The organism is Ruegeria sp. CI5, assembly GCF_056536885.1.
Genome location: NZ_JBQFQN010000004.1, coordinates 175,586 through 194,724 on the forward strand (window position 1 = coordinate 175,586; position 19,139 = coordinate 194,724).

24 protein-coding genes are annotated in these 19,139 nt (G+C 62.2%); 13 read left to right on the top strand and 11 right to left on the bottom strand.

The features are described 5' to 3' along the window. Window positions 1–4: 4 nt before the first annotated feature. From ACR0BA_RS13615 to ACR0BA_RS13635, 5 genes are all read right to left on the bottom strand, one after another. On the bottom strand, window positions 5–1,459 hold the full coding sequence (locus ACR0BA_RS13615; RefSeq protein ID WP_170360035.1) for an efflux RND transporter periplasmic adaptor subunit: 1,455 nt from the start codon (window positions 1,457–1,459) through the stop codon (window positions 5–7). Window positions 1,460–1,566: 107 nt separating this feature from the next. Continuing rightward, complete coding sequence (gene moaB / locus ACR0BA_RS13620) at window positions 1,567–2,109, bottom strand: molybdenum cofactor biosynthesis protein B (protein WP_170406854.1); 543 nt, start codon at window positions 2,107–2,109, stop codon at window positions 1,567–1,569. A 6-nt stretch (window positions 2,110–2,115) separates the two neighbouring features. After that, window positions 2,116–2,736, bottom strand: coding sequence for a LysE family translocator (locus tag ACR0BA_RS13625; RefSeq protein WP_480728418.1), 621 nt, complete (start codon window positions 2,734–2,736; stop codon window positions 2,116–2,118). Then, entirely contained in the window at window positions 2,733–3,332 is a 600-nt protein-coding gene (locus ACR0BA_RS13630; RefSeq protein WP_480728419.1) for a metallophosphoesterase family protein, read from the bottom strand. Before ACR0BA_RS13630 ends, ACR0BA_RS13625 begins: the two co-directional genes overlap by 4 nt. Continuing rightward, the gene (locus ACR0BA_RS13635) at window positions 3,329–4,096 is read right to left on the bottom strand and encodes a uracil-DNA glycosylase (protein ID WP_480728633.1); all 768 of its coding nucleotides are present in this window, start codon (window positions 4,094–4,096) and stop codon (window positions 3,329–3,331) included. The genes ACR0BA_RS13630 and ACR0BA_RS13635 overlap by 4 nt, the downstream gene beginning before the upstream one ends. A gap of 85 nt (window positions 4,097–4,181) precedes the next feature. Between ACR0BA_RS13635 and ACR0BA_RS13640 the strand changes: the two genes are divergently transcribed. The 9 genes from ACR0BA_RS13640 (at window position 4,182) to ACR0BA_RS13680 (ending at window position 10,292) form a co-directional block, all read left to right on the top strand. After that, on the top strand, window positions 4,182–4,796 hold the full coding sequence (locus ACR0BA_RS13640) for a scavenger receptor class F, member 2 (RefSeq protein WP_480728421.1): 615 nt from the start codon (window positions 4,182–4,184) through the stop codon (window positions 4,794–4,796). Between the two features lie 65 nt (window positions 4,797–4,861). Beyond that, window positions 4,862–5,797: an aspartate carbamoyltransferase catalytic subunit gene (locus tag ACR0BA_RS13645; RefSeq protein WP_480728423.1), complete on the top strand. Its 936-nt coding sequence runs from the start codon at window positions 4,862–4,864 to the stop codon at window positions 5,795–5,797. Further along, the gene (locus ACR0BA_RS13650) at window positions 5,794–6,312 is read left to right on the top strand and encodes a hypothetical protein (RefSeq protein WP_170360023.1); all 519 of its coding nucleotides are present in this window, start codon (window positions 5,794–5,796) and stop codon (window positions 6,310–6,312) included. Before ACR0BA_RS13645 ends, ACR0BA_RS13650 begins: the two co-directional genes overlap by 4 nt. After that, window positions 6,297–6,683 carry a hypothetical protein gene (locus ACR0BA_RS13655; RefSeq protein WP_367647430.1) on the top strand — a complete coding sequence of 129 codons (387 nt, stop codon included), beginning with the start codon at window positions 6,297–6,299 and terminating at the stop codon, window positions 6,681–6,683. The genes ACR0BA_RS13650 and ACR0BA_RS13655 overlap by 16 nt, the downstream gene beginning before the upstream one ends. After that, window positions 6,680–7,960, top strand: a complete 1,281-nt coding sequence (gene pyrC, locus ACR0BA_RS13660; protein WP_480728424.1) for a dihydroorotase — start codon at window positions 6,680–6,682, stop codon at window positions 7,958–7,960. The genes ACR0BA_RS13655 and pyrC overlap by 4 nt, the downstream gene beginning before the upstream one ends. Next, on the top strand, window positions 7,960–8,565 hold the full coding sequence (gene plsY, locus ACR0BA_RS13665; protein WP_093963548.1) for a glycerol-3-phosphate 1-O-acyltransferase PlsY: 606 nt from the start codon (window positions 7,960–7,962) through the stop codon (window positions 8,563–8,565). Before pyrC ends, plsY begins: the two co-directional genes overlap by 1 nt. Beyond that, window positions 8,562–8,831: a hypothetical protein gene (locus tag ACR0BA_RS13670; RefSeq protein ID WP_170365483.1), complete on the top strand. Its 270-nt coding sequence runs from the start codon at window positions 8,562–8,564 to the stop codon at window positions 8,829–8,831. Before plsY ends, ACR0BA_RS13670 begins: the two co-directional genes overlap by 4 nt. A 197-nt stretch (window positions 8,832–9,028) precedes the next feature. Next, window positions 9,029–9,502, top strand: coding sequence for a YHS domain-containing (seleno)protein (locus tag ACR0BA_RS13675; protein ID WP_170452187.1), 474 nt, complete (start codon window positions 9,029–9,031; stop codon window positions 9,500–9,502). A gap of 256 nt (window positions 9,503–9,758) precedes the next feature. After that, window positions 9,759–10,292 (top strand): outer membrane protein, encoded by a 534-nt coding sequence (locus tag ACR0BA_RS13680; RefSeq protein WP_093963551.1) that lies wholly within the window; start codon window positions 9,759–9,761, stop codon window positions 10,290–10,292. Between the two features lie 48 nt (window positions 10,293–10,340). Here the strand turns inward: ACR0BA_RS13680 and ACR0BA_RS13685 are convergent, their stop codons facing one another. Next, window positions 10,341–11,324: a quinone oxidoreductase family protein gene (locus tag ACR0BA_RS13685; protein ID WP_093963552.1), complete on the bottom strand. Its 984-nt coding sequence runs from the start codon at window positions 11,322–11,324 to the stop codon at window positions 10,341–10,343. A gap of 192 nt (window positions 11,325–11,516) precedes the next feature. Between ACR0BA_RS13685 and ACR0BA_RS13690 the strand changes: the two genes are divergently transcribed. Next, window positions 11,517–12,374, top strand: a complete 858-nt coding sequence (locus ACR0BA_RS13690; RefSeq protein WP_170452185.1) for a DUF2189 domain-containing protein — start codon at window positions 11,517–11,519, stop codon at window positions 12,372–12,374. A 34-nt stretch (window positions 12,375–12,408) separates the two neighbouring features. On the opposite strand, the gene ACR0BA_RS13695 is transcribed toward ACR0BA_RS13690, so the two are convergent. Both ACR0BA_RS13695 and ACR0BA_RS13700 read right to left on the bottom strand, forming a co-directional pair. Further along, a complete protein-coding gene (locus tag ACR0BA_RS13695) occupies window positions 12,409–13,395 on the bottom strand; it encodes an NAD(P)H-quinone oxidoreductase (RefSeq protein ID WP_480728427.1) in 987 nt (328 codons plus the stop codon). 64 nt (window positions 13,396–13,459) lie between these two features. After that, the gene (locus tag ACR0BA_RS13700; protein WP_170391776.1) at window positions 13,460–14,152 is read right to left on the bottom strand and encodes a COQ9 family protein; all 693 of its coding nucleotides are present in this window, start codon (window positions 14,150–14,152) and stop codon (window positions 13,460–13,462) included. A gap of 111 nt (window positions 14,153–14,263) precedes the next feature. On the opposite strand from ACR0BA_RS13700, the gene rpsU reads away from it, so the two are divergent. Continuing rightward, window positions 14,264–14,470, top strand: coding sequence for a 30S ribosomal protein S21 (rpsU, locus tag ACR0BA_RS13705; RefSeq protein WP_005614280.1), 207 nt, complete (start codon window positions 14,264–14,266; stop codon window positions 14,468–14,470). A 70-nt stretch (window positions 14,471–14,540) separates the two neighbouring features. Here the strand turns inward: rpsU and ppk2 are convergent, their stop codons facing one another. Beyond that, on the bottom strand, window positions 14,541–15,458 hold the full coding sequence (gene ppk2, locus ACR0BA_RS13710; RefSeq protein ID WP_170360005.1) for a polyphosphate kinase 2: 918 nt from the start codon (window positions 15,456–15,458) through the stop codon (window positions 14,541–14,543). A gap of 150 nt (window positions 15,459–15,608) precedes the next feature. Beyond that, window positions 15,609–16,067: an Lrp/AsnC family transcriptional regulator gene (locus ACR0BA_RS13715; RefSeq protein WP_093963556.1), complete on the bottom strand. Its 459-nt coding sequence runs from the start codon at window positions 16,065–16,067 to the stop codon at window positions 15,609–15,611. A 135-nt stretch (window positions 16,068–16,202) separates the two neighbouring features. On the opposite strand from ACR0BA_RS13715, the gene ald reads away from it, so the two are divergent. After that, window positions 16,203–17,321 carry an alanine dehydrogenase gene (ald, locus tag ACR0BA_RS13720; protein ID WP_480728430.1) on the top strand — a complete coding sequence of 373 codons (1,119 nt, stop codon included), beginning with the start codon at window positions 16,203–16,205 and terminating at the stop codon, window positions 17,319–17,321. A gap of 88 nt (window positions 17,322–17,409) precedes the next feature. Here ald and ACR0BA_RS13725 read toward each other — a convergent pair whose 3' ends face one another. Continuing rightward, the gene (locus tag ACR0BA_RS13725) at window positions 17,410–18,216 is read right to left on the bottom strand and encodes a mechanosensitive ion channel family protein (RefSeq protein WP_480728431.1); all 807 of its coding nucleotides are present in this window, start codon (window positions 18,214–18,216) and stop codon (window positions 17,410–17,412) included. 213 nt (window positions 18,217–18,429) lie between these two features. Here ACR0BA_RS13725 and ACR0BA_RS13730 point away from each other — a divergent pair, with 213 nt between their 5' ends. After that, window positions 18,430–19,128, top strand: a complete 699-nt coding sequence (locus tag ACR0BA_RS13730) for a glutathione S-transferase family protein (protein WP_480728433.1) — start codon at window positions 18,430–18,432, stop codon at window positions 19,126–19,128. Window positions 19,129–19,139: the final 11 nt, after the last annotated feature.

The following is a 19,139-nucleotide window of genomic DNA, read 5'->3' on the forward strand; positions in this document are numbered from 1 at the left end:
GCGCCTATCCCCCGGCCCGGTTTTCAAGCCGCCGCAACAGAGACGACGGCACCTTCGCCTCGCTCAACTGAGCAAGAACACGGGTCTTGGCGTCCTGGGACATGCGGTCGCTGGCCTCGACCTGCGCCACCAACCGCGCGCGGTGCTCGTCCGTCAGCTCGACCATGTCCGGCTCGACCGCGGCGCTGTCTTCGATGCGAACCGGGCGCACGCGGACCCCCGACCCCAGCAGCGGGGTCCGACCCACAACGACTTCGCGCCCTTCCAGCCCGGCGCCGCGCAGCAGCACTTCGTCCCCTTGCCGGCGCACCAGCTCGACCGGGAGCGTTTCCAGCCGGTCGTCGTCGCCCAGCACCAGCACTGTGCCTTGCGCATCCAGAACCGAAGACGGGAGACGCACGACATTATCCAGCGGCTGTTCCTCGACCGAAACGGTCACGAAATCGCCGGGCTTGAACCCCGGCGCGTCATCAAGTCGGGCATAGAGCAATCGGCCGGTCTGGCCCTCGCCGGCCGACCCGCTGTCGCGGCTTATCCTACCGGTGGCGCTCAGGTCCGTGCCCGTCACCTCAAGCGAGATGGTCACTGGTGCCGGGATCAGCTTGCCCTGATCGTCCAGCAACCGCACGTATTGCGCGGTCGAAACACGGAACGCGACCTCCAGCGCGAACGGGTCGACCAGTTCGGCCAGCTTTTCATTTGCCGTGACCAGGCGCCCTTCAACCAGCGTGACACCAGTCAGCGTCCCGTCGAACCGGGCGCGGATGGTCATGTCTTCCAGATCGCGTTCCGCCGATTCCAAAGCGATACGGGCCCGCGCCAGCAACGTCGTTGCCTGATCGACGCGGGACTCGGCCTGCGCCAAAGCGATACGGCGCGACAACACGGTCTGCCGGGCCGAGGCCGCGGCCAATTCGGCCTCTTCAACGCTGGCGGTCGCGCCCACGCCACGGTCCAGCAAATCCTTCTGACGCTGCAGGGCCCGTTCCCGCAGATCCGATTGGGACTCGGCGGCCTTCAATTCATCCTGTGCCAAAAGCAGGGCGCGTTCGGCATCGCGTTCTTCAAACTGGGCATCCAGCAGGTCCGACCGCGCCCGGTCCAGCGCCGCCTGCGCATCGGCCGGGTCCAGCTCGACCAGAACTTCGCCTGCGCGCACAACCCCTCCATCCTCGAAGTTTTCCGCCAGCCCGATGACGCGGCCGCCCAGCGCCGCCCGCAACTCCAGACGCCTGCGGCTTTGAACTTCGCCAAATGCTTCCAGATAGGGGGTGGCGGTTTGTGGCTCGGCCTTCTGAACCGTGACGGCGAACACGCGTTCGCGCGCCTGCGGGGGTTTGTTGTCGCGGGTCATGACCTCTTGCACCGCGCCGGTGATCATCTGCGCAGCGACAATCAACAGCGCAAGCATCAGGGATGCCAGAAAGACACCGATGAGGCTCTGCCGCAGAAATCGCATAGATCTTTCACTCCGGTTGCAACGGGACGCCGTCTATAAATAGGTAGCCGGGCCGGAAAAAATACCAACCCACAAGGCGGTTATGAGCCGTTAAACGTACGACCAGTCTACTTCCGTCGCAGATGTTCGTCCAATCTGGGCATGATTTCCACGAAATTGCAGGGCCGGTGGCGATAATCCAGCTGTTTTTCCAAAATGCCGTCCCAGGCATCCTTGCAGGCCCCCGGGCTGCCCGGCAGCGCAAACAGATAGGTTCCGCCGGCAACGCCACCTGTGGCCCGCGACTGTACAGCCGAGGTTCCGATCTTCTCCATCGAAATCAGGGTGAAGACGGTGCCAAAAGCCTCGATTTCCTTTTCGTAGACATCGCGATGCGCCTCGACCGTGACATCGCGCCCGGTCAAGCCGGTGCCGCCGGTCGAGATCACCACGTCAATCTCGGGGTCGGCGACCCACGCCCGCAACTGCTCGGCGATCTGGGCGCGCTCGTCCTGAATGATCTTGCGGTCGGCCACGGTGTGCCCCGCACGCTCGATCCGGTCGACCAATGTTTGGCCCGAATGATCTTCGGCCAGTGACCGCGTGTCCGATACGGTCAGAACAGCGATGCGGATGGGGATGAATTCCATGGTTTCATCAATTCTGGACATGTCGTGTCAGGCTCTTTCCATAATGGCCAGCCGGGCCGCCAGAGCGACGAACACGCCGCCACTGACCCAGCCGAGAATTCGCGAAGCATGCGGGCTTGAAATCAGCGCTCGCCCGGCGCCGCCGGCAAATGACCCCACCAGGGCATTCACGACGAACCCGCCCACAGCGATGATCGCGCCCAGCAGCAGAAACTGAGCCAGAACCGATCCGTTGGCCGGCGATACGAATTGCGGGATGAAAGCCAGAACAAACAGAATGATCTTGGGATTCGTCATGTTGACCAGCATCCCCTCGCGAAAGGCATGGCCCGAAGACTGGCTTGGAGCGTCAGTCCGGACCGCACCGTTTCTGATGGTGCCCCAGGCCAGATACAGCAGGTAGGCCACGCCCAGCCAGCGAATGACGTCGAACAGCCAGGGCATAGCCGCGACCGCCGCGCCAAGTCCCAGCCCAGCCAGCAGAACATGAACCATCAGACCGGTCGAAACACCGGCGCTGGCCACGATGGCCGATCGGGCACCCGACCGCAGCCCAAGCCCGAAGCAGAACATCATGTCAGCCCCCGGCGTCATGTTCAGCGCTATGGCGGCTGGGATGAAGGTCAACAGCGTTGCGTATTCGATCATGGATCGACCTCGAACCAATTCACCTTGGGCCCCAGATTCGCGATCCGGGTGCGACCAATCTCGCCGCGATAACCCCAGCTGTCGTGGATATGACCGCACAGAGCAAAGTCAGGTTGAATCCGTTCCACCGCGTCGCGCACCGCGCTCGATCCGATCGATTGCCCCTGCGAGGTCCGGTCGCCTTTGCCCTTGGGCGGGGCATGCGTGATCAGGATGTCGGCCGACGGGCAGCGATTGAGCAGCTCTGCGGCCTCGGCCTCGGTCAGGTCGCAGGACCAGTCACCAAATGGCGTGACCGGTACGCCATAGCCAAGTCCGAACAGGCGCAGCCCGTCCACGGTCATGCCTGTTCCGTGCAGAACATGCACGCCGTCCGGCACGGCCGCCGCCAGTTCCTCGGCGCTTTCGGCGTTGCCGGGAACCAGAACCATCGGCGCGGATATGCCGGAAAGCATATCCATCGCCTCGTCCAGCCCCTGACGCATGTTGCAATAGTCACCCGCACCGATCACCAGGTCAGCGTCGACGCTGGCTGCCACCAGTTCCGCAGCCCGATTGCGGGCCATGTGCAGGTCGGAAAAGGCCAGAACCTTCATCCCTTGTTCTCCAGATATGCGCGCAGATCCAACAGATCGGCCCAGGCCTGACGCTTGGCATGGGGCTGGCGCAGCAGATAGGCGGGGTGCAGCATGGGCAGAACCGGCAGATTCAGCGCCTGATCCCACTGCCCGCGCAGACGCGTAATGCCGCGCTTGTTCAGAACCGCCTGGCAGCTGATATTGCCCATCACCACCAAGACCTTTGGCTTGGAGAGGGCCACGTGCCGTTCCAAAAACGGCTGCATCATCGCGATCTCGTCCGGCCGCGGGTCCCGGTTCTGCGGCGGACGCCACGGCAGGACATTGGTGATGTAGACGTTTTGGGCGCGGTCCATATCGATCGCGGCCAGCATCCGATCCAGCAACTGCCCGGCGCGGCCAACGAACGGCTTTCCAGCGCGGTCTTCTTCACGGCCCGGGGCCTCGCCGACGATCATGACCGGCGCACCGGGTGCACCATCAGCAAAGACCAACTGTCGCGCGCCACGCTTCAGATCGCAGTGTTCGAACACCTCCATAGCGGCGCGCAGCTGATCCAGAGACGATGCCGCAGACGCAGCCTTTTTTGCCTCGACCACCGGTTCCGCCTTGGCGGGCTTCTGCACTGCGGGCTGCGCTGCGGCGGATTTTTTGACCTTTGGCGCGGTATCCGGCAATGCATAGCGGTCAACCGGTGCGTCGACGATCGCGTCGGTTACGCCCAGCTCAACCTGCCATTCCAGCAGGGCACGCGCGGTGTAGGGGTCAAGGGCCGATTCCATGACCATCAATCTACTCAGCTTTGCGGGAAGGGAAAGCAAATTGGCCTTGCCTTGGCGCATTGCCGGGCCGACGATGGTCCCCGTCATGACGCGAACCCTGGGCCTTCTGCTGATCACTCTGTTCGCCCTGCTGCCCGGCGGGGCGGAGGCACAGTCGTTTCTCAACAATCAAGGCCAATGCCGTGGGGGCCAGTTTCAATGCGGTCTGAAATGCTGCTCGGTCGGCCAACGCTGCAGCTATGACGGGTTCTGCATTCAGGCCGGGGGCACCTATTGCGGCGGCGGGCGGTCCTGCGGACCGTTCGAGAAATGCGTGGCCGGAGGCACCCGATGCGCGCCGGCAGGGGCAAACAAATGCGCCTCGCGGCTGGATTGCCCCAGCGGGTCCTTCTGCAACGCGCGCGGCGAATGCGAGCGCAGTTCTCCCGACTTCGACCCCTCTCCGCAACCGGCAACGCCCTGCGACGACGGGCGGACCTGCGCCCCCGGTTCGACCTGCCTGCCGGGCGGCGGCTGTACGCGCCCGGGCTGGTACCTGTGCGAAGAGACCGGATCGCAATGCCGCACAGGGTTCAAGTGCTCGGCCAATCAGGGCTGCGTGCCCAGAAAGGCCGTCGATTGCGGATACGGCAAGTGGTGCCGGCCCGGCGAGCAGTGTCTGCCCGAAGGCGGATGCGAGAAACTGCCCGATGGGGACTGACTCCAGTTGCCCCGACGCGCTGCGCTTTCTATAAGCGGCGCGACTGTCAGACAGGAGCCCGGCCCATGCGTTTCGCCCATCGTCACCTTCTTGGCATCGAGCATCTGTCCCAATCCGATATCACCGCCATTCTGGACCTGGCCGAAAAATACGTCGATCTGAACCGGCAATCGGCCAAACACTCGGACGTTCTGGCGGGGCTGACCCAGATCAACATGTTCTTCGAGAACTCGACCCGCACGCAGGCCAGTTTCGAACTGGCGGGCAAGCGGCTGGGTGCGGATGTGATGAACATGGCGATGCAGGCCAGCTCGATCAAAAAGGGCGAGACCCTGATCGACACGGCGATGACGCTGAACGCGATGCACCCCGACCTGCTGGTGGTGCGGCACCCGCATTCGGGCGCGGTGGACCTGCTGGCGCAGAAGGTCAACTGCGCGGTGCTGAACGCCGGCGACGGGCGGCACGAACACCCAACGCAGGCGCTGCTGGATGCGCTGACCATCCGCCGGGCCAAGGGGCGGCTGCACCGGTTGAACGTGGCGATCTGCGGGGATGTCGCCCATTCCCGCGTGGCGCGGTCGAACCTGATCCTGCTGGGCAAGATGGAAAACCGGATCCGCCTGATCGGCCCGCCGACGCTGGTGCCCGCGCAATTCGCCGAATTCGGGGCCGAGATCTATGACGACATGACCGAGGGCCTGCGCGACGTGGACGTGGTGATGATGCTGCGCCTTCAGAAAGAGCGGATGGATGGCGGGTTCATCCCGTCGGAACGGGAATACTATCACCGCTATGGCCTAGACGCCGCCAAGCTGGCGCTGGCCAAGCCGGATGCCATCGTGATGCATCCCGGCCCGATGAACCGCGGGGTCGAGATCGACGGGACGCTGGCCGATGACATCAACCGCTCGGTCATCCAGGAACAGGTCGAGATGGGCGTCGCCGTGCGCATGGCCGCGATGGAACTGCTGGCTCGCAACCTGGAGGAGGTGGCATGAGCGATCTGGACATCTCGGCTGGTGAGCGCGGCGTGATCCGCCTGTTCGCGCTGGACATGCGCCCCGAAGAGGCGAAGTTCCTGCGCGAGCCCGGCGCGGCAGACCAGATCCTTGGCGTCACTGGGCTGGACCCCGAGCAGATCGACGTGTTTCCGGTGTCCGACCTCGAGGACCTGGGCCTCTACGGCTATCTCAGCGAGGGCTGCGGCGTGTCCGAGGACCAGCTGGACCGGGCCAAACTGGAGTCGGTCGACGGCTGGGTTTTGGTACTGCGCAGCGCGGCCCTGAGCGCGCGCGCGGCCACGCTGAGCCCCGACCCGCGTCTGCGCCTGATCGGGCTCTACACCGAAGAGGCCACGAACTGGAGCGGTGGCGCCATCGAGACCGAAAGCGCCCGACCCTACTCGGCCGCGCAAAATCCAGTTTCGAGCGAGCAACCCCGCCGGACGGGATCGGCCTTGCTTGCCTTGATCATCCTGTTGGTCATCGGAGGTGCTCTGTGGCTGATCCTGTGACCTTTGCGCCGGACAAGGGCGCCTATGTCCGTACCAACGCCTGGTTGGCCGTGGGCGCGATGGCGGGGGCGATGCTCGTGCTGTGGCTGATCGGAAATCCCTATGTCTGGACCGGCGCCCCGGCCGGTCTGGCGGCGGTGGGCGTCCGGGCGTGGTACCTGGCCTCGGAGGAACTGGTGGCCAACTGGCAGATGACCGACACCACCCTGACCGGACCCGGCGGGCGCAGCGTGCCGCTGAACCAGATCGCGGCCGTGAATATCATGGGCAGCTTCGTGCAGATCGTCACCAAAGGCGGCGACAAGCACCTGATCAAGTACCAGGCCGACCCGGCCGCCACCAAAGCCGCGATTGAAAGGGCAATGGCATGACCAACCTGATCTTCACCAACGCCCGCCTGATCGACCCCGAAGCCGGAACCGACGCCCTGGGCTGGCTGCATGTGGCCGACGGGCGCATCTTGGCCAGCGGCGGCGGTCCGGCGCCCGAGACGGACGCGCAGGTGATTGATTGCGGCGGTCAGTGTCTGGCCCCCGGCATCGTCGATATCGGCGTCAAGGTCTGCGAGCCGGGCGAGCGACACAAGGAAAGCTACAAATCCGCGGGCCTTGCCGCCGCGGCCGGAGGCGTGACCACAATGGTCACCCGCCCCGACACCCTGCCTGCGATCGACACGCCGGAAACGCTCGAGTTCGTCACCCGACGCGCGCAGGCCGACACGCCCGTCAACGTGCTGACCATGGCCGCTCTGACCAAGGGCCGCGACGGGCGCGAGATGACCGAGATCGGGTTTCTGATGGATGCGGGCGCGGTGGCTTTCACCGACTGCGACCATGTGGTGACGGACACCAAGGTATTTTCCCGCGCGCTGACCTATGCCCGGGCCTGCGGCGCGCTTGTCATCGCCCACCCACAGGACCCGGGGCTGAGCCACGGTGCCGCCGCCACCAGCGGCAAATTCGCCGCCCTGCGCGGTCTGCCCGCCGTTTCGCCCATGGCCGAGCGCATGGGTTTGGACCGCGACATCGCCCTGCTGGAAATGACCGGCGCGGCCTATCACGCCGACCAGATCACCACAGCCCGCGCCCTGCCCGCTTTGGAACGGGCCAAGCGAAACGGGCTGGACATCACCGCCGGCACCTCGATCCACCACCTGACGCTGAACGAGCTGGACGTGGCCGACTATCGCACCTTCTTCAAGGTCAAGCCTCCGCTGCGCTCCGAGGATGACCGGCAGGCGGTGATCGAGGCCGTGCGCTCCGGCCTGATCGACACCATCAGTTCGATGCACACGCCGCAGGACGAGGAAAGCAAACGCCTCCCGTTCGAAGAGGCGGCCTCGGGCGCGGTGGCGTTGGAAACCCTGCTGCCGGCTGCGCTGCGCCTGTATCATGCCGATCAACTGGACCTGCCGACCCTGTTCCGGGCCATGACACTGAATCCGGCGAAACGACTGGGGCTGGACTGCGGCCGCCTGAGCGCGGGCGCCCCGGCCGATCTGGTTCTGTTCGACCCGGATGTACCCTTCGTGCTGGACCGGTTCACGCTGAAATCGAAATCGCAGAACACCCCGTTTGACGGGCAGCGGATGCAGGGTAAGGTCACCGCAACCTACGTTGCAGGCAAAGAAATTTTCCGGAGATCCTGATGCCCGTTTTCGACAGCACGACGACCCAACTGATTATCTGGGCCGCGATCGGATACCTGATGGGGTCGGTGCCCTATGGCATGATCGTTGCGCGGGTGATGGGGCTGGGCAACCTGCGCCAGATCGGTTCCGGCAATATTGGTGCCACCAACGTGTTGCGCACCGGCAGCAAGGCGGCGGCGGCACTGACTCTTCTGTTCGACGCCGGCAAAGGCGCGGTCGCGGTCCTGCTGGCCCGGGCACTGGCCGGCGACGATGCCGCCCAGGTCGCGGCGCTGGCGGCCTTTGTCGGCCATTGCTATCCAGTCTGGCTGAGCTTCAAGGGCGGCAAGGGCGTGGCAACGTTCCTGGGCCTGTGGCTGGCACTGGACTGGCGGGTGGGCGTTGCGTGTTGTCTGACATGGCTGGTCGCTGCTGCGATCTGGCGGATCTCGTCCCTCGGCGCGCTGGCCGCGGCAGCGCTGTCGACAACATGGGTTATGATCCTGACGGACGGGTCGACCTTTTTGCTGGGCGTCGTTCTGACGCTGCTGATTTACTGGCGCCACCGCGAAAACCTGGCCCGCATCAAGGCAGGAACAGAGCCCAAGATCGGGAAATCGTGACCGCGCCGGCCGACTTTTTGGACGCATTCTTTGCCTTGCCGGCGGGTTCGTTCACCGGAACCGCAAACGGTCGAAGCTATTCGGTCACGCGGCTGGCGATGGCCGGCGGCAAATCGCACAAGCTGGTCGCCCATGAACGGGGTGGTGCGGACTACATCAGTATGAACCTGTACCTGACGGATCAAAGCGGCGCTTTGCTGCGCCCCTGCGAGATGCCTGCCGCCAAGGTCGTACGCTTTGTTCTGGCCCTGGTACCCGACAGCTGAACCGCGGACCGATCTGCGCTTGCGAACAGACCGCCTGGTATTTCTGCACATTCACGTTTGATTGCTTTGAACGTGATCGCCGCCTTTCCCACCTGAGTTTTCGTGACGCTCAATTACCGGGTGCACGAAACGCAATTTCGGTGCTGAAACGCCCGCGCTTGGACATGCCGGGCAGCCCGATCACGAAAGGTGGAACCATGAACAAGATCAAATCCCTGTTGGGCGGCGTTGCGCTGTCTGTGGCAATCGCAAGCTCGGCCCTGGCGGCCGGTGTGGAAATCAACGCCTCGTCGACCGGTTTGGCGATGCAGGGTTACGACCCGGTAGCGTATTTCACCGAAGGCGAGCCGACCAAAGGCAGCTATAAGATCACAGCGTTGCACAACGATGCGCTGTACCGTTTTGCCACCGAAGAGAACAAGGCCGCGTTCGAAGCCAATCCCGAGGCCTACCTGCCGGCCTATGGCGGCTACTGCGCTTTCGGGGCGGCCATGGGGTTCAAGTTTGACGGCGATCCGACCTACTGGAAGATCGTGGACAACAAGCTGTACCTGAACCTGTCGGAAGACATCCAGGAACGTTGGGAAGGCGACATCCCCGGCTTCATCGAAAAAGCCAGCGTCAACTGGGAAACGATCGCCGACAAGGATCCGGCCGAACTGCAGCAATAATCTGCTGAATTGGCGGCAAGGATCGGCGGCAGAATGCTTCTGCCGCCGATCGTGATTTGAAGCCCCACCACCCCGAACCTATCTGATCAGAACAACACTCCAAAAGGGCGGCGATGCGCCGACCTTGCGGAAATCCGGGTCGGAATAACAGCGAAAAACCAATGATCCGGTCCACCGACCGGAACGTAATGATCAATACAAACCTTCAGGCCAACCAAAGGCCGAGGCAGATAACTTCCAACGAAAGGATAGCAAGATGACGAGCAAACTGGCACTTTTGACCACCGTTGCAACTTTTGCAGCCGGCACCGCCATGGCGCAGTCCTCGGGCGACTGGACCGGGTTCTATGCAGGTGCGCAGGTCGGCTACGCGGATATCGGCACCAGCCTGTCCGGTGTTGACGGAGACGGCGCCATCGGCGGTCTGATCCTTGGTTACGACTATGATCTGGGCGACTGGGTCGTGGGCGGCGGCTTTGACTATGACTGGTCTGATGTCGACCTTTCGGGTGCCGCAACGGTCGAAGACGTCTGGCGGCTGAAAGCCCGCGCCGGCTACAAGGTCAACCCGCAGGGGCTGCTGTATGGTGTCGCCGGTTACGCGGATGCGGGAACCGACACGCTGGGCAGCGACGATGGATGGTTCATCGGCGCCGGCTATGAACAGATCGTCGCGCCGAATGTCAGCATCGCGGGCGAGCTGCTGTACCACGAGTTCGACAATTTCAACTCGACCGGTGTTGACGTGGATGCAACCACGTTCCAGATCCGGGCGGCATACCGCTTCTGATCCCTTGCGCAGAACCGAACGGGCCCGGCACAGCGTGCCGGGCCTTTTTCATGGCACAAGGATCGTGCTTCCGGTTGTCTGCCGCGCCTCCAATGCGCGGTGCGCCTCGGCAACCTGATCCAGTTCGAAGCGTTGATCGATGTGAATCTTGACCTCGGCGCCCGCCACCTTGCCGAACAGCCGCCGGGCCATGGCCTGACACACGGAATGGTCCGCGATATGGGTGAACAGCGTCGGCCGGGTGATCTTCAACGACCCTTTCTGCCCAAGAATGCCGATGTTGAATGGTGGCACGGGTCCAGACGCATTGCCGAAGGAAATCATCATCCCCAATGGCTTGAGGCAGTCCAGCGAGCCTTCGAACGTATCGGCACCGACAGAGTCCATGACCGCATCGACCCCTTTTCCGCCGGTAATCTCGGCCACGCGGGACGCAAAATCCTCGGTCCGGTAGTTGATGCAGTGTGTGGCGCCGTTGAACTGGGCCAGACGGCACTTGTCATCGGTCCCGGCCGTGCCGATCAGCTTGATGCCTTCGGATTTGGCCCACTGGCACGCGATCAGGCCGACACCCCCTGCGGCGGCATGGAACAGAACCGTGTCACCACGTTTCAGCGGCGTGGTGCGGTGAAACAAGTATTCAACCGTCAAGCCCTTGAGCATCATGGCCGCCGCGGTCTCGAATGAGATTCCGCCGGGCAAGGGGCACACCTGCGACGCGGGCATCACCCGCGCTTCGCAATAGGCACCGGCCGGCACCGCGGCATAGGCCGCCCGCTGGCCCGGTTTCAGATGCGTCACGCCTTCGCCGACCGCCTCGATCACCCCGGCGGCTTCCATTCCCAGCGCGTGCGGCAGTTCCATCGGATACAGACCGGTCCGCTGGTAGACATCAATAAAATTCAGACCGCAGGCGTGATGGCGGATCCGAACTTCACCCGGTCCCGGGTCACCCAACGGTCTATCCTCGATCTTCAGCACCTCGGGGCCGCCGGTTTCGTGAATGACTACGGTACGCGCCGTTTTCTGCATGCTGACCTCCTTTTGCCTGGATCCAAGCTATCACTTCGGCGCCGCAGGGCAATCCGGCGATCTCGCAAGGGTGAACCAGGATTGGAAAAAACTGTGGTACACTAGGGTCAGGCGTTGCCGGGTCATCCGGCCACGGGCAACTTTTCGCCGGATGCATCCTGCGGCGCACCTGTGCCAAGGAAAGGGATGACAATGGCAAAGACAATCGGAAACCCGATCAGTTGGACCGCGCAACAACTCGGCGCGACCAGCGATCACATCGCTGAAAACGTAACGGGCATCGGCAGCGCTGACACCCAGCATCTGCCGACGGTACAAACGCTGACGCTGCAAGACTTGCGAGAGTGCCTGCGCGCCGGATACGAGGACTTTCTGGCGATAAGGGCCGATGCCATTTTCATTGTTCTGATCTACCCGATCGCGGGGCTTTTGATGTTCGGATTCGCCATGCAAGCCAACATGGTGCCGCTTCTGGCTCCTCTGGTGGCCGGGTTTGCGCTGATCGGTCCGGTCGCTGCACTGGGCTTGTACGAGATCAGCCGCAGGCGGGAACAGGGGCACGAGGTTCACTGGCTGGACGCGCTGGGTGTTTTCCGATCCCCCTCGTTCGGCGCCATACTGGCACTGGCATTTTACCTTGTCATGCTGTTGCTGGTCTGGCTGATGGTGGCACACGGCATCTATGTCGAAACACTGGGTCCGCAGCCGCCAGAGACGCTGGGCCAATTTCTGACACAGGCTCTGACCACCGGCCCCGGCTGGACCATGATCATCGTCGGATCGGCGGTTGGATTCCTGTTTGCTCTGGTGGCCTTGGCCGTCAGCGTTGTCAGCTTCCCGTTGCTGCTTGACCGCAAGGTCGGCCTGCCTGTGGCCGTTGTCACCTCGGTCCGGGTCCTGCGGCACAATCCGACCGTGATCCTGACCTGGGGCTTCATCGTCGCCGCGCTGCTGGTTCTTGGTGCGATCCCGCTGCTTTTGGGCCTGATCGTCGCAATGCCTGTCTTGGGGCACGCGACATGGCACCTCTATAGACGCGCCATCGCCTGAGCAAAGCGCGGGGCACCCCCCCGCGCTGATAGGCCTAGCCTGATACTTTCAAGACGATCTTGCCAATGTGGCCGGAGCTTTCCATGCGGGCATGCGCAGCAGCGGCATCGGCCAGATCAAATTCGCTGTCCATGACCGGGGCAACTTTGCCAGCCTCAAGCAGCGGCCAGACCGCCTCATGCAGATCCTGCGCAATGCGTGCTTTGGCCAGATCGCTCTGTGGCCGCAGTGTGCTGCCGGTCAGGGTCAGGCGTTTGACCATCAACATAGCAAAGTTCAACTCGACGACGGGTCCTTGCAGAAACGCGATCTGAACCAGCCTGCCATCTTCGGCCAACGCCTTGACGTTGCGAGGGATGTAATCGCCGCCAACCATGTCGAGAATCAGATCCGCCCCACCTTCGGCCCGCATGGCAGCAACAAAATCCTCGGACTTGTAGTTGATCGCCCTCTCGGCCCCCAGGTCCAGACAGGCCTGGCATTTCTCGTCCGAACCAGCCGTCACGAAGACCCGGGCTCCGAAAGCGTTGGCCAGTTGAATGGCCGTGGTACCAATCCCGCTCGATCCCCCATGTACAAGGAACCGTTCGCCAGCCTTCAGCCCGCCACGAGTGAACACGTTTGACCAGACCGTAAAGAAGGTTTCGGGCAGGCATGCGGCCTGTTTCAGGCTCAGGCCCGAGGGCACAGGCAGGCAATGTGCCGCCGGTGTTACCACGTATTCTGCATACCCGCCGCCAGGCAACAACGCACAGACTTGATCCCCCAATGCCAACCCCGAGACGCCGGACCCGATGGCCACCACCTCGCCCGAAGCCTCGAGCCCGGGAAGGTCGCTGGCCCCCGGCGGCGGATCATAGGCCCCGGCCCGCTGCAGAGCGTCTGGGCGATTGACGCCGGCATAGGCCACTTTCAAAACCACCTGACCATGACCCGGCTCGGGCATGGGGCGTTCCGTCAGCTTGAGAACGTCCGGACCTCCGGGCGTGGTGATCTCAATGGCGCGCATCATCTGGGGCATTGGCAAAACTCCTTTGCGCAATGGGTATCAGGCGAATCGGGAAAGGCCCAGCAGCAAGAGGCGGTTACTTGCGCGGGTTCAGAAGACCCGGCAGATCGGCCCGCATCCTGACTGGCGCCCGAACCTGACTTGCCAGCCAGTTGGGAACCGCAAGGAACGGTTTGAACAGCGGATTGTTGTTCACCTGCGCCTTGAGCTTCTCGAACTGCATCACATCCGCAATGCGGCGATCCAGGAATTCCCATGTCCGCTGGTGGTCCGGGCTGTCATCGCCCAACCAGAACAACAGGGTCGAAGAATACACACCCGACAGCGTCGCGCGTTTGGTGTACCAATTGACATCATCCGAAGTGTCGCCCAGCGCATCCCAGATCAGGTCACAGGTGCCCCAGACCGCTTTGGCGCCATCTGCTGCATATGACGGCAACGAAAACAAAGTCACGCCTCGGCGCACCGCCTCCCTGTCGGGGACAGCCTGCAGGCGGAAGCGCACTGCGGCGGCAATCCTGTCGCGGAACTTCAGATCGCTCAGGTCCTCGGAGTTCAGCCGTTCAAGCATCTCGGCGTCCCCGCGGGCGTGAAATGCGAGCGCCAGATCCACGGCGCCCCGCGGGCAGATGACACGGGCCAGACCTTCGTCCAGATCGCAGTCGGCAATGGCCGCGCGAAAGCTCTCTTCGGACCAACCATCAAAAGGAACATGGGTCAGAATTGCGTCCAGCAATTGCTGTTTTGCATCTTCATAGGTCACGGTCATGGCGGTCCTCCGACTGTTGTGCCCAGTACTAGACAAGTTAGGTCCGCTTTGCTATACGGCCAACTCCTGCAATTTCCTTGCAACTCTATCTAGAAAGGTGGTGACAACCACATGCAGGTTAGTGTTCGCGACAACAATGTCGATCAGGCGCTTCGTGCCCTGAAGAAAAAGCTGCAGCGCGAAGGCGTGTTCCGTGAAATGAAGCTGAAGCAACATTTCGAGAAACCGTCCGAGAAAAAAGCGCGCGAGAAAGCTGAAGCGATCCGCCGTGCCCGTAAACTGGCACGCAAGAAAGCCCAGCGCGAAGGTCTGCTCTAAGATCTTCCTCGTCCAGCTTTGGATGACACTATTTGACGACCCCCGAGGCATCGCCCGGGGGTTTGTCGTTTCAGTAGATCTTGGGCACGTACAATTCGTCCGGCAGAACCCGCCGTTCATACTCGGGATTGTATTTCCGATCCGGCAGAGTGACCTTTTCGTGGGGCACCTCTTCGTACGGAATCTTGGTCAGAATATGCTCCATGCAGTTCAACCTTTCCCGCTTTTTGTCGTTGCCTTCGACAATGTACCAAGGGGCCTCGGGAATGTTGGTTCGGAACAGCATGTCTTCCTTGGCCTTGGTATAGTCTTCCCAGCGGATCCGCGATTCCAGGTCCATCGGTGACAGTTTCCACTGCTTCATCGGATCGTGGATTCGCATCAGAAAGCGCAGTTGCTGTTCTTCGTCCGTGATCGAGAACCAGTATTTCAGCAAGATGATCCCCGACCGAACCAACATGCGCTCGAATTCGGGAACGTCCTGAAAGAACTGCTCGACCTGGGCCTCGGTGGCGAAGCCCATCACCCGTTCAACGCCCGCCCGGTTGTACCACGACCGGTCGAACAGAACGATCTCACCCGCCGCCGGCAAATGCGGCACATAGCGTTGAAAATACCACTGGCTCTGCTCGCGCCGGCTGGGGGCCGGCAAAGCAACGACACGTGCAACCCGCGGGTCCAGCCGTTGGGTGATCCGCTTGATTACCCCGCCCTTTCCAGCGCTGTCGCGCCCTTCGAACAGGATGCAAACCTTGGCTCCGGTATGCTGCACCCAGTCCTGAACCTTGATCAGTTCGGCCTGCAGGCGCAACAGGTTGCGGAAATAGACCTTGCGATCCAGCATTTCAGGATGCTGTTCGCGATAGATCTTGCGGACCTCCATCGACAGCATGGGTTCACTGAACTCGATCTCAAAATCCTCGTCCAGTGTGTCCTGCAACTCGGCTTCCAGCCAATCGTCGACTGTGTTCTCATAGTCTTCAGCCAAGGGCCTGCTCCTTATCTTTCAACAGTCTCGGACCATATCGGGTACGTGTAACCGGCCAATGTCATGCCGACCTTTTTCCCGCCCCGAAGGCCAATATTGAACCGGCTCAACGGCAGATACAACCGCATCGGCAAGACTGCCGCACCAGGATCAGACCGGCAGTGCGGTCGTCTTGAAAACGGTCCGCAGGGCGAACGAGCTTTGCATTTGCGCAACTCCGGGCAGGCGCGACAGATACTGGCGGTGGATGCGCGCAAAATCCTCGGTGTTTTCGGCAACCACCTTCAGGACATAATCGGCCGACCCGGCCATCAGGTGGCACTCCAGAACGTCCGGAATGCGCCGGACTGCCCGCTCGAAAGCCTCCAGCACCTCCTCGGCCTGACCCTGCAAGGTGATCTCGACAAATACGGTTGTCGGCACCCCCAGTTTGCGCGCATTCAGCAGCGCGACATAGTCCCGGATATAGCCTTCCGCCTCAAGCCGCTGGACCCGGCGATGGCAGGCCGACGGTGACAGGTTGACCTGCTCGGACAGTTCCGCGTTCGACATGCGCCCCTTGCGCTGAAGGGCCGCCAGAATCTTTCGGTCAGTCGCATCAAGTGACATTCACGCACATCCGTTGCAAGATTTTCTCATTTCATCGAAAAATTTCCCACATATTAGCGCAGTTGCGCACCGAGTTTCACAGAAATTGCACCGCTTTCTGCACATAATTTGTGCAGTTTATGAATGGAGAGCCCCATGAAAATCGGATGCCCAAAGGAAATCAAACCGCAGGAATTCCGCGTCGGCATGACCCCCAACGCCGCGCAGGAAGCGGTTGCCCGTGGTCACGAGGTCATCATCGAAACCGGCGCCGGGCTGGGTTCAGGATTTGACAACGACGCCTATGTCGCCGCAGGCGCGCGCATCGTGGACACCGCGGAAGAGGTGTTCGCGACCGCCGACATGATCGTCAAGGTCAAGGAACCGCAAGCGGTCGAGCGCAAGATGCTGCGCGAAGGCCAGCTGCTGTTCACCTACCTGCACCTTGCGCCCGACCCTGAGCAAACCCACGATCTGCTGGCCTCGGGCTGCACGGCGATCGCCTATGAAACGGTAACTGATTCCAACGGTGGTCTGCCGCTGCTTGCCCCGATGTCCGAAGTCGCAGGGCGTCTGGCCCCGCAAGTGGGTTCGTGGACCCTGCAAAAAGCCAATGGCGGGCGCGGCGTTCTGATGGGCGGCGTCCCCGGTGTGGGCCCGGCCAAGGTTGTCGTGATCGGTGGCGGCGTCGTCGGCACGCATGCGGCTCAGGTGGCGGCGGGCATGGGCGCTGATGTGACCGTTCTGGACCGTTCGCTGCCGCGCCTTCGTTATCTGGACGACGTCTTCGGTGGCCGGTTCAATAACCAGTACTCGACCGCCGGTGCTACGGCCGAGCTGATCCAGTCGGCGGATATGGTGATCGGGGCCGTTCTGATCCCGGGCGCGGCCGCCCCGAAACTGATCACCCGCGAGCAATTGTCGACCATGAAGCCGGGCGCCGTGCTTGTCGACGTTGCCATCGACCAGGGCGGCTGCTTCGAAACCTCCAAGGCAACGACCCACGCGGATCCGATCTATGAGGTGGATGGCATCATGCACTACTGCGTGGCCAATATGCCGGGTGCGGTGGCACGGACCTCGACCATCGCGCTGGGGAACGCAACAATGCCGTTCATGCTGGCGCTGGCCGACAAGGGCTGGAAGCAGGCGTGCCAGGACGATCCCCACCTTCTGGCGGGCCTCAACGTGCACGCCGGCCAGTTGACATACTATGCCGTAGGCAAGGCACTGGGGATCGACGTGGTTTCGCCCGCAATGGTCGTCAAAGCCTGATCGAAACGCAACAGCGCCGCGCATCTGCGCGGCGCTTGGCCCATCCGGAGAAGGGCATTTCCAATGCCCGACGGACGGGCGGGAGCATTCAGCTCTCTTTGTGGATTTCCACCGAGTGCGGGTAGGGAATCGAAATGCCCTTGCTGTCAAACGCTTCCTTGACGGCCTTGGTCAGATCAAATTTGACGTCCCAATAGTCGGTAGCCGCGCACCACAACCGCGCGGTCAGATCTACCGAGCTGTCTCCCAAGTTGGTCACACGCACCCAGGGCTCGGGGTCCGAGTGTATGCGCTTGTCCGCCTTGGCCACATCCAAAATGATCTTCATGGCCGCATCCGCACTGTCGCCATAGTCGATCCCGAACACCAGATCGACACGCCGCGTGTCGTGGGCCGAGTAGTTGGTGATGATCGACCCCCAGGCCTGACCGTTGGGAACGATGATCTGCACGTTATCGGGCGTGACCAGTTCGGTCGTGAACAGGTTCAGGTCCTTCACCGTGCCGGCTGTCCCACCGATATCCACGAACTGACCCAGCTTGTATGGCCGGAAAACCACCAGCATCACACCTGCGGCCAGATCGCTGAGCGTGCCCTGCAGCGCAAGGCCGATGGCCAGCGAAGCGGCACCCAGAATGGCAACGATACTCGTCGCTTCGATTCCGAAGATGCCAAGCACAGCAACCAGGACAATGGCCAGGATCACCCATTTGACGGTGCTGGCAACGAAATTCCCCAAAGTCGGATCGATTTGCGGGGTCGAATTAATTCGGCGGCGAACGATCCCTGCGATCATGCCAGCGGCTATCCAGCCAACAACAAGAACGATCAGGGCTTTGACCGCGCTCATGATCAATGGGGCAAATGCCCCTACCTGCGTCACGACCTCATCCACGGGCGTCTCCTTTCCAACAGCAACAAACCCGCGACTTTTGCGCGGGGTTTCCGCAACATTGGCGATAAAACCGCACAGGTCTAGGTTTGAAATGTCCCGGATTTCCCCGCTGTGCTTCAGCAAACAGTCGCTGCCCGGGGTTGCACAGACCGCCATCTAACAATCCGCCCCCGAATGCCTAGCTTGCAATAGTACCCGAACAAGGAGCTTGCCATGCTGGACACCGCCACCTTCCCGATCATGACCAAATGGCCCCCGCATTCGCCGGAGCGGATCCAACTCTATTCCTTCCCGACGCCGAACGGCGTGAAGGTGTCCATCATGCTCGAAGAAACAGGCCTGCCCTACGAGGCGCACAAGGTCACCCTGTCAGACGCCGACGTCAAAAGCCCCGAGTTTCTGTCGCTGAACCCAAACAACAAGATTCCGGCGATCATCGATCCTGACGGCCCGGACGGACAGCCCTTGGCGCTGTTCGAAAGTGGTGCGATCCTGCTGTACTTGGCCGAGAAAACCGGCAAGTTCCTCGGCCAGAACACGGCCGACAAGTATCGGATCACGCAATGGCTGATGTTTCAGATGGGCGGCGTGGGCCCGATGTTCGGGCAACTGGGTTACTTCCACAAGTTCGCCGGCAGAGCGATCGAAGACCCGCGCCCGCGCGAGCGGTATATCAACGAGGCCAAACGGCTGCTGAATGTCGTCGAGACCCAGTTGCACGGGCAGGACTGGATCGCCGGTGAGTACTCAATTGCCGATATCGCTTTGGCCCCGTGGCTGCGCGGCCTTGATTTCTACGGCGCCAAAGAGGTGGTCGGCTGGGACGATCATCGCAACACCATCGCCTATCTGAACCGGTTCCTGGACCGGCCTGCGGTTCAAAAGGGTCTGGTCACGCCTCCGCGCGGGTAAGGGATCACGCC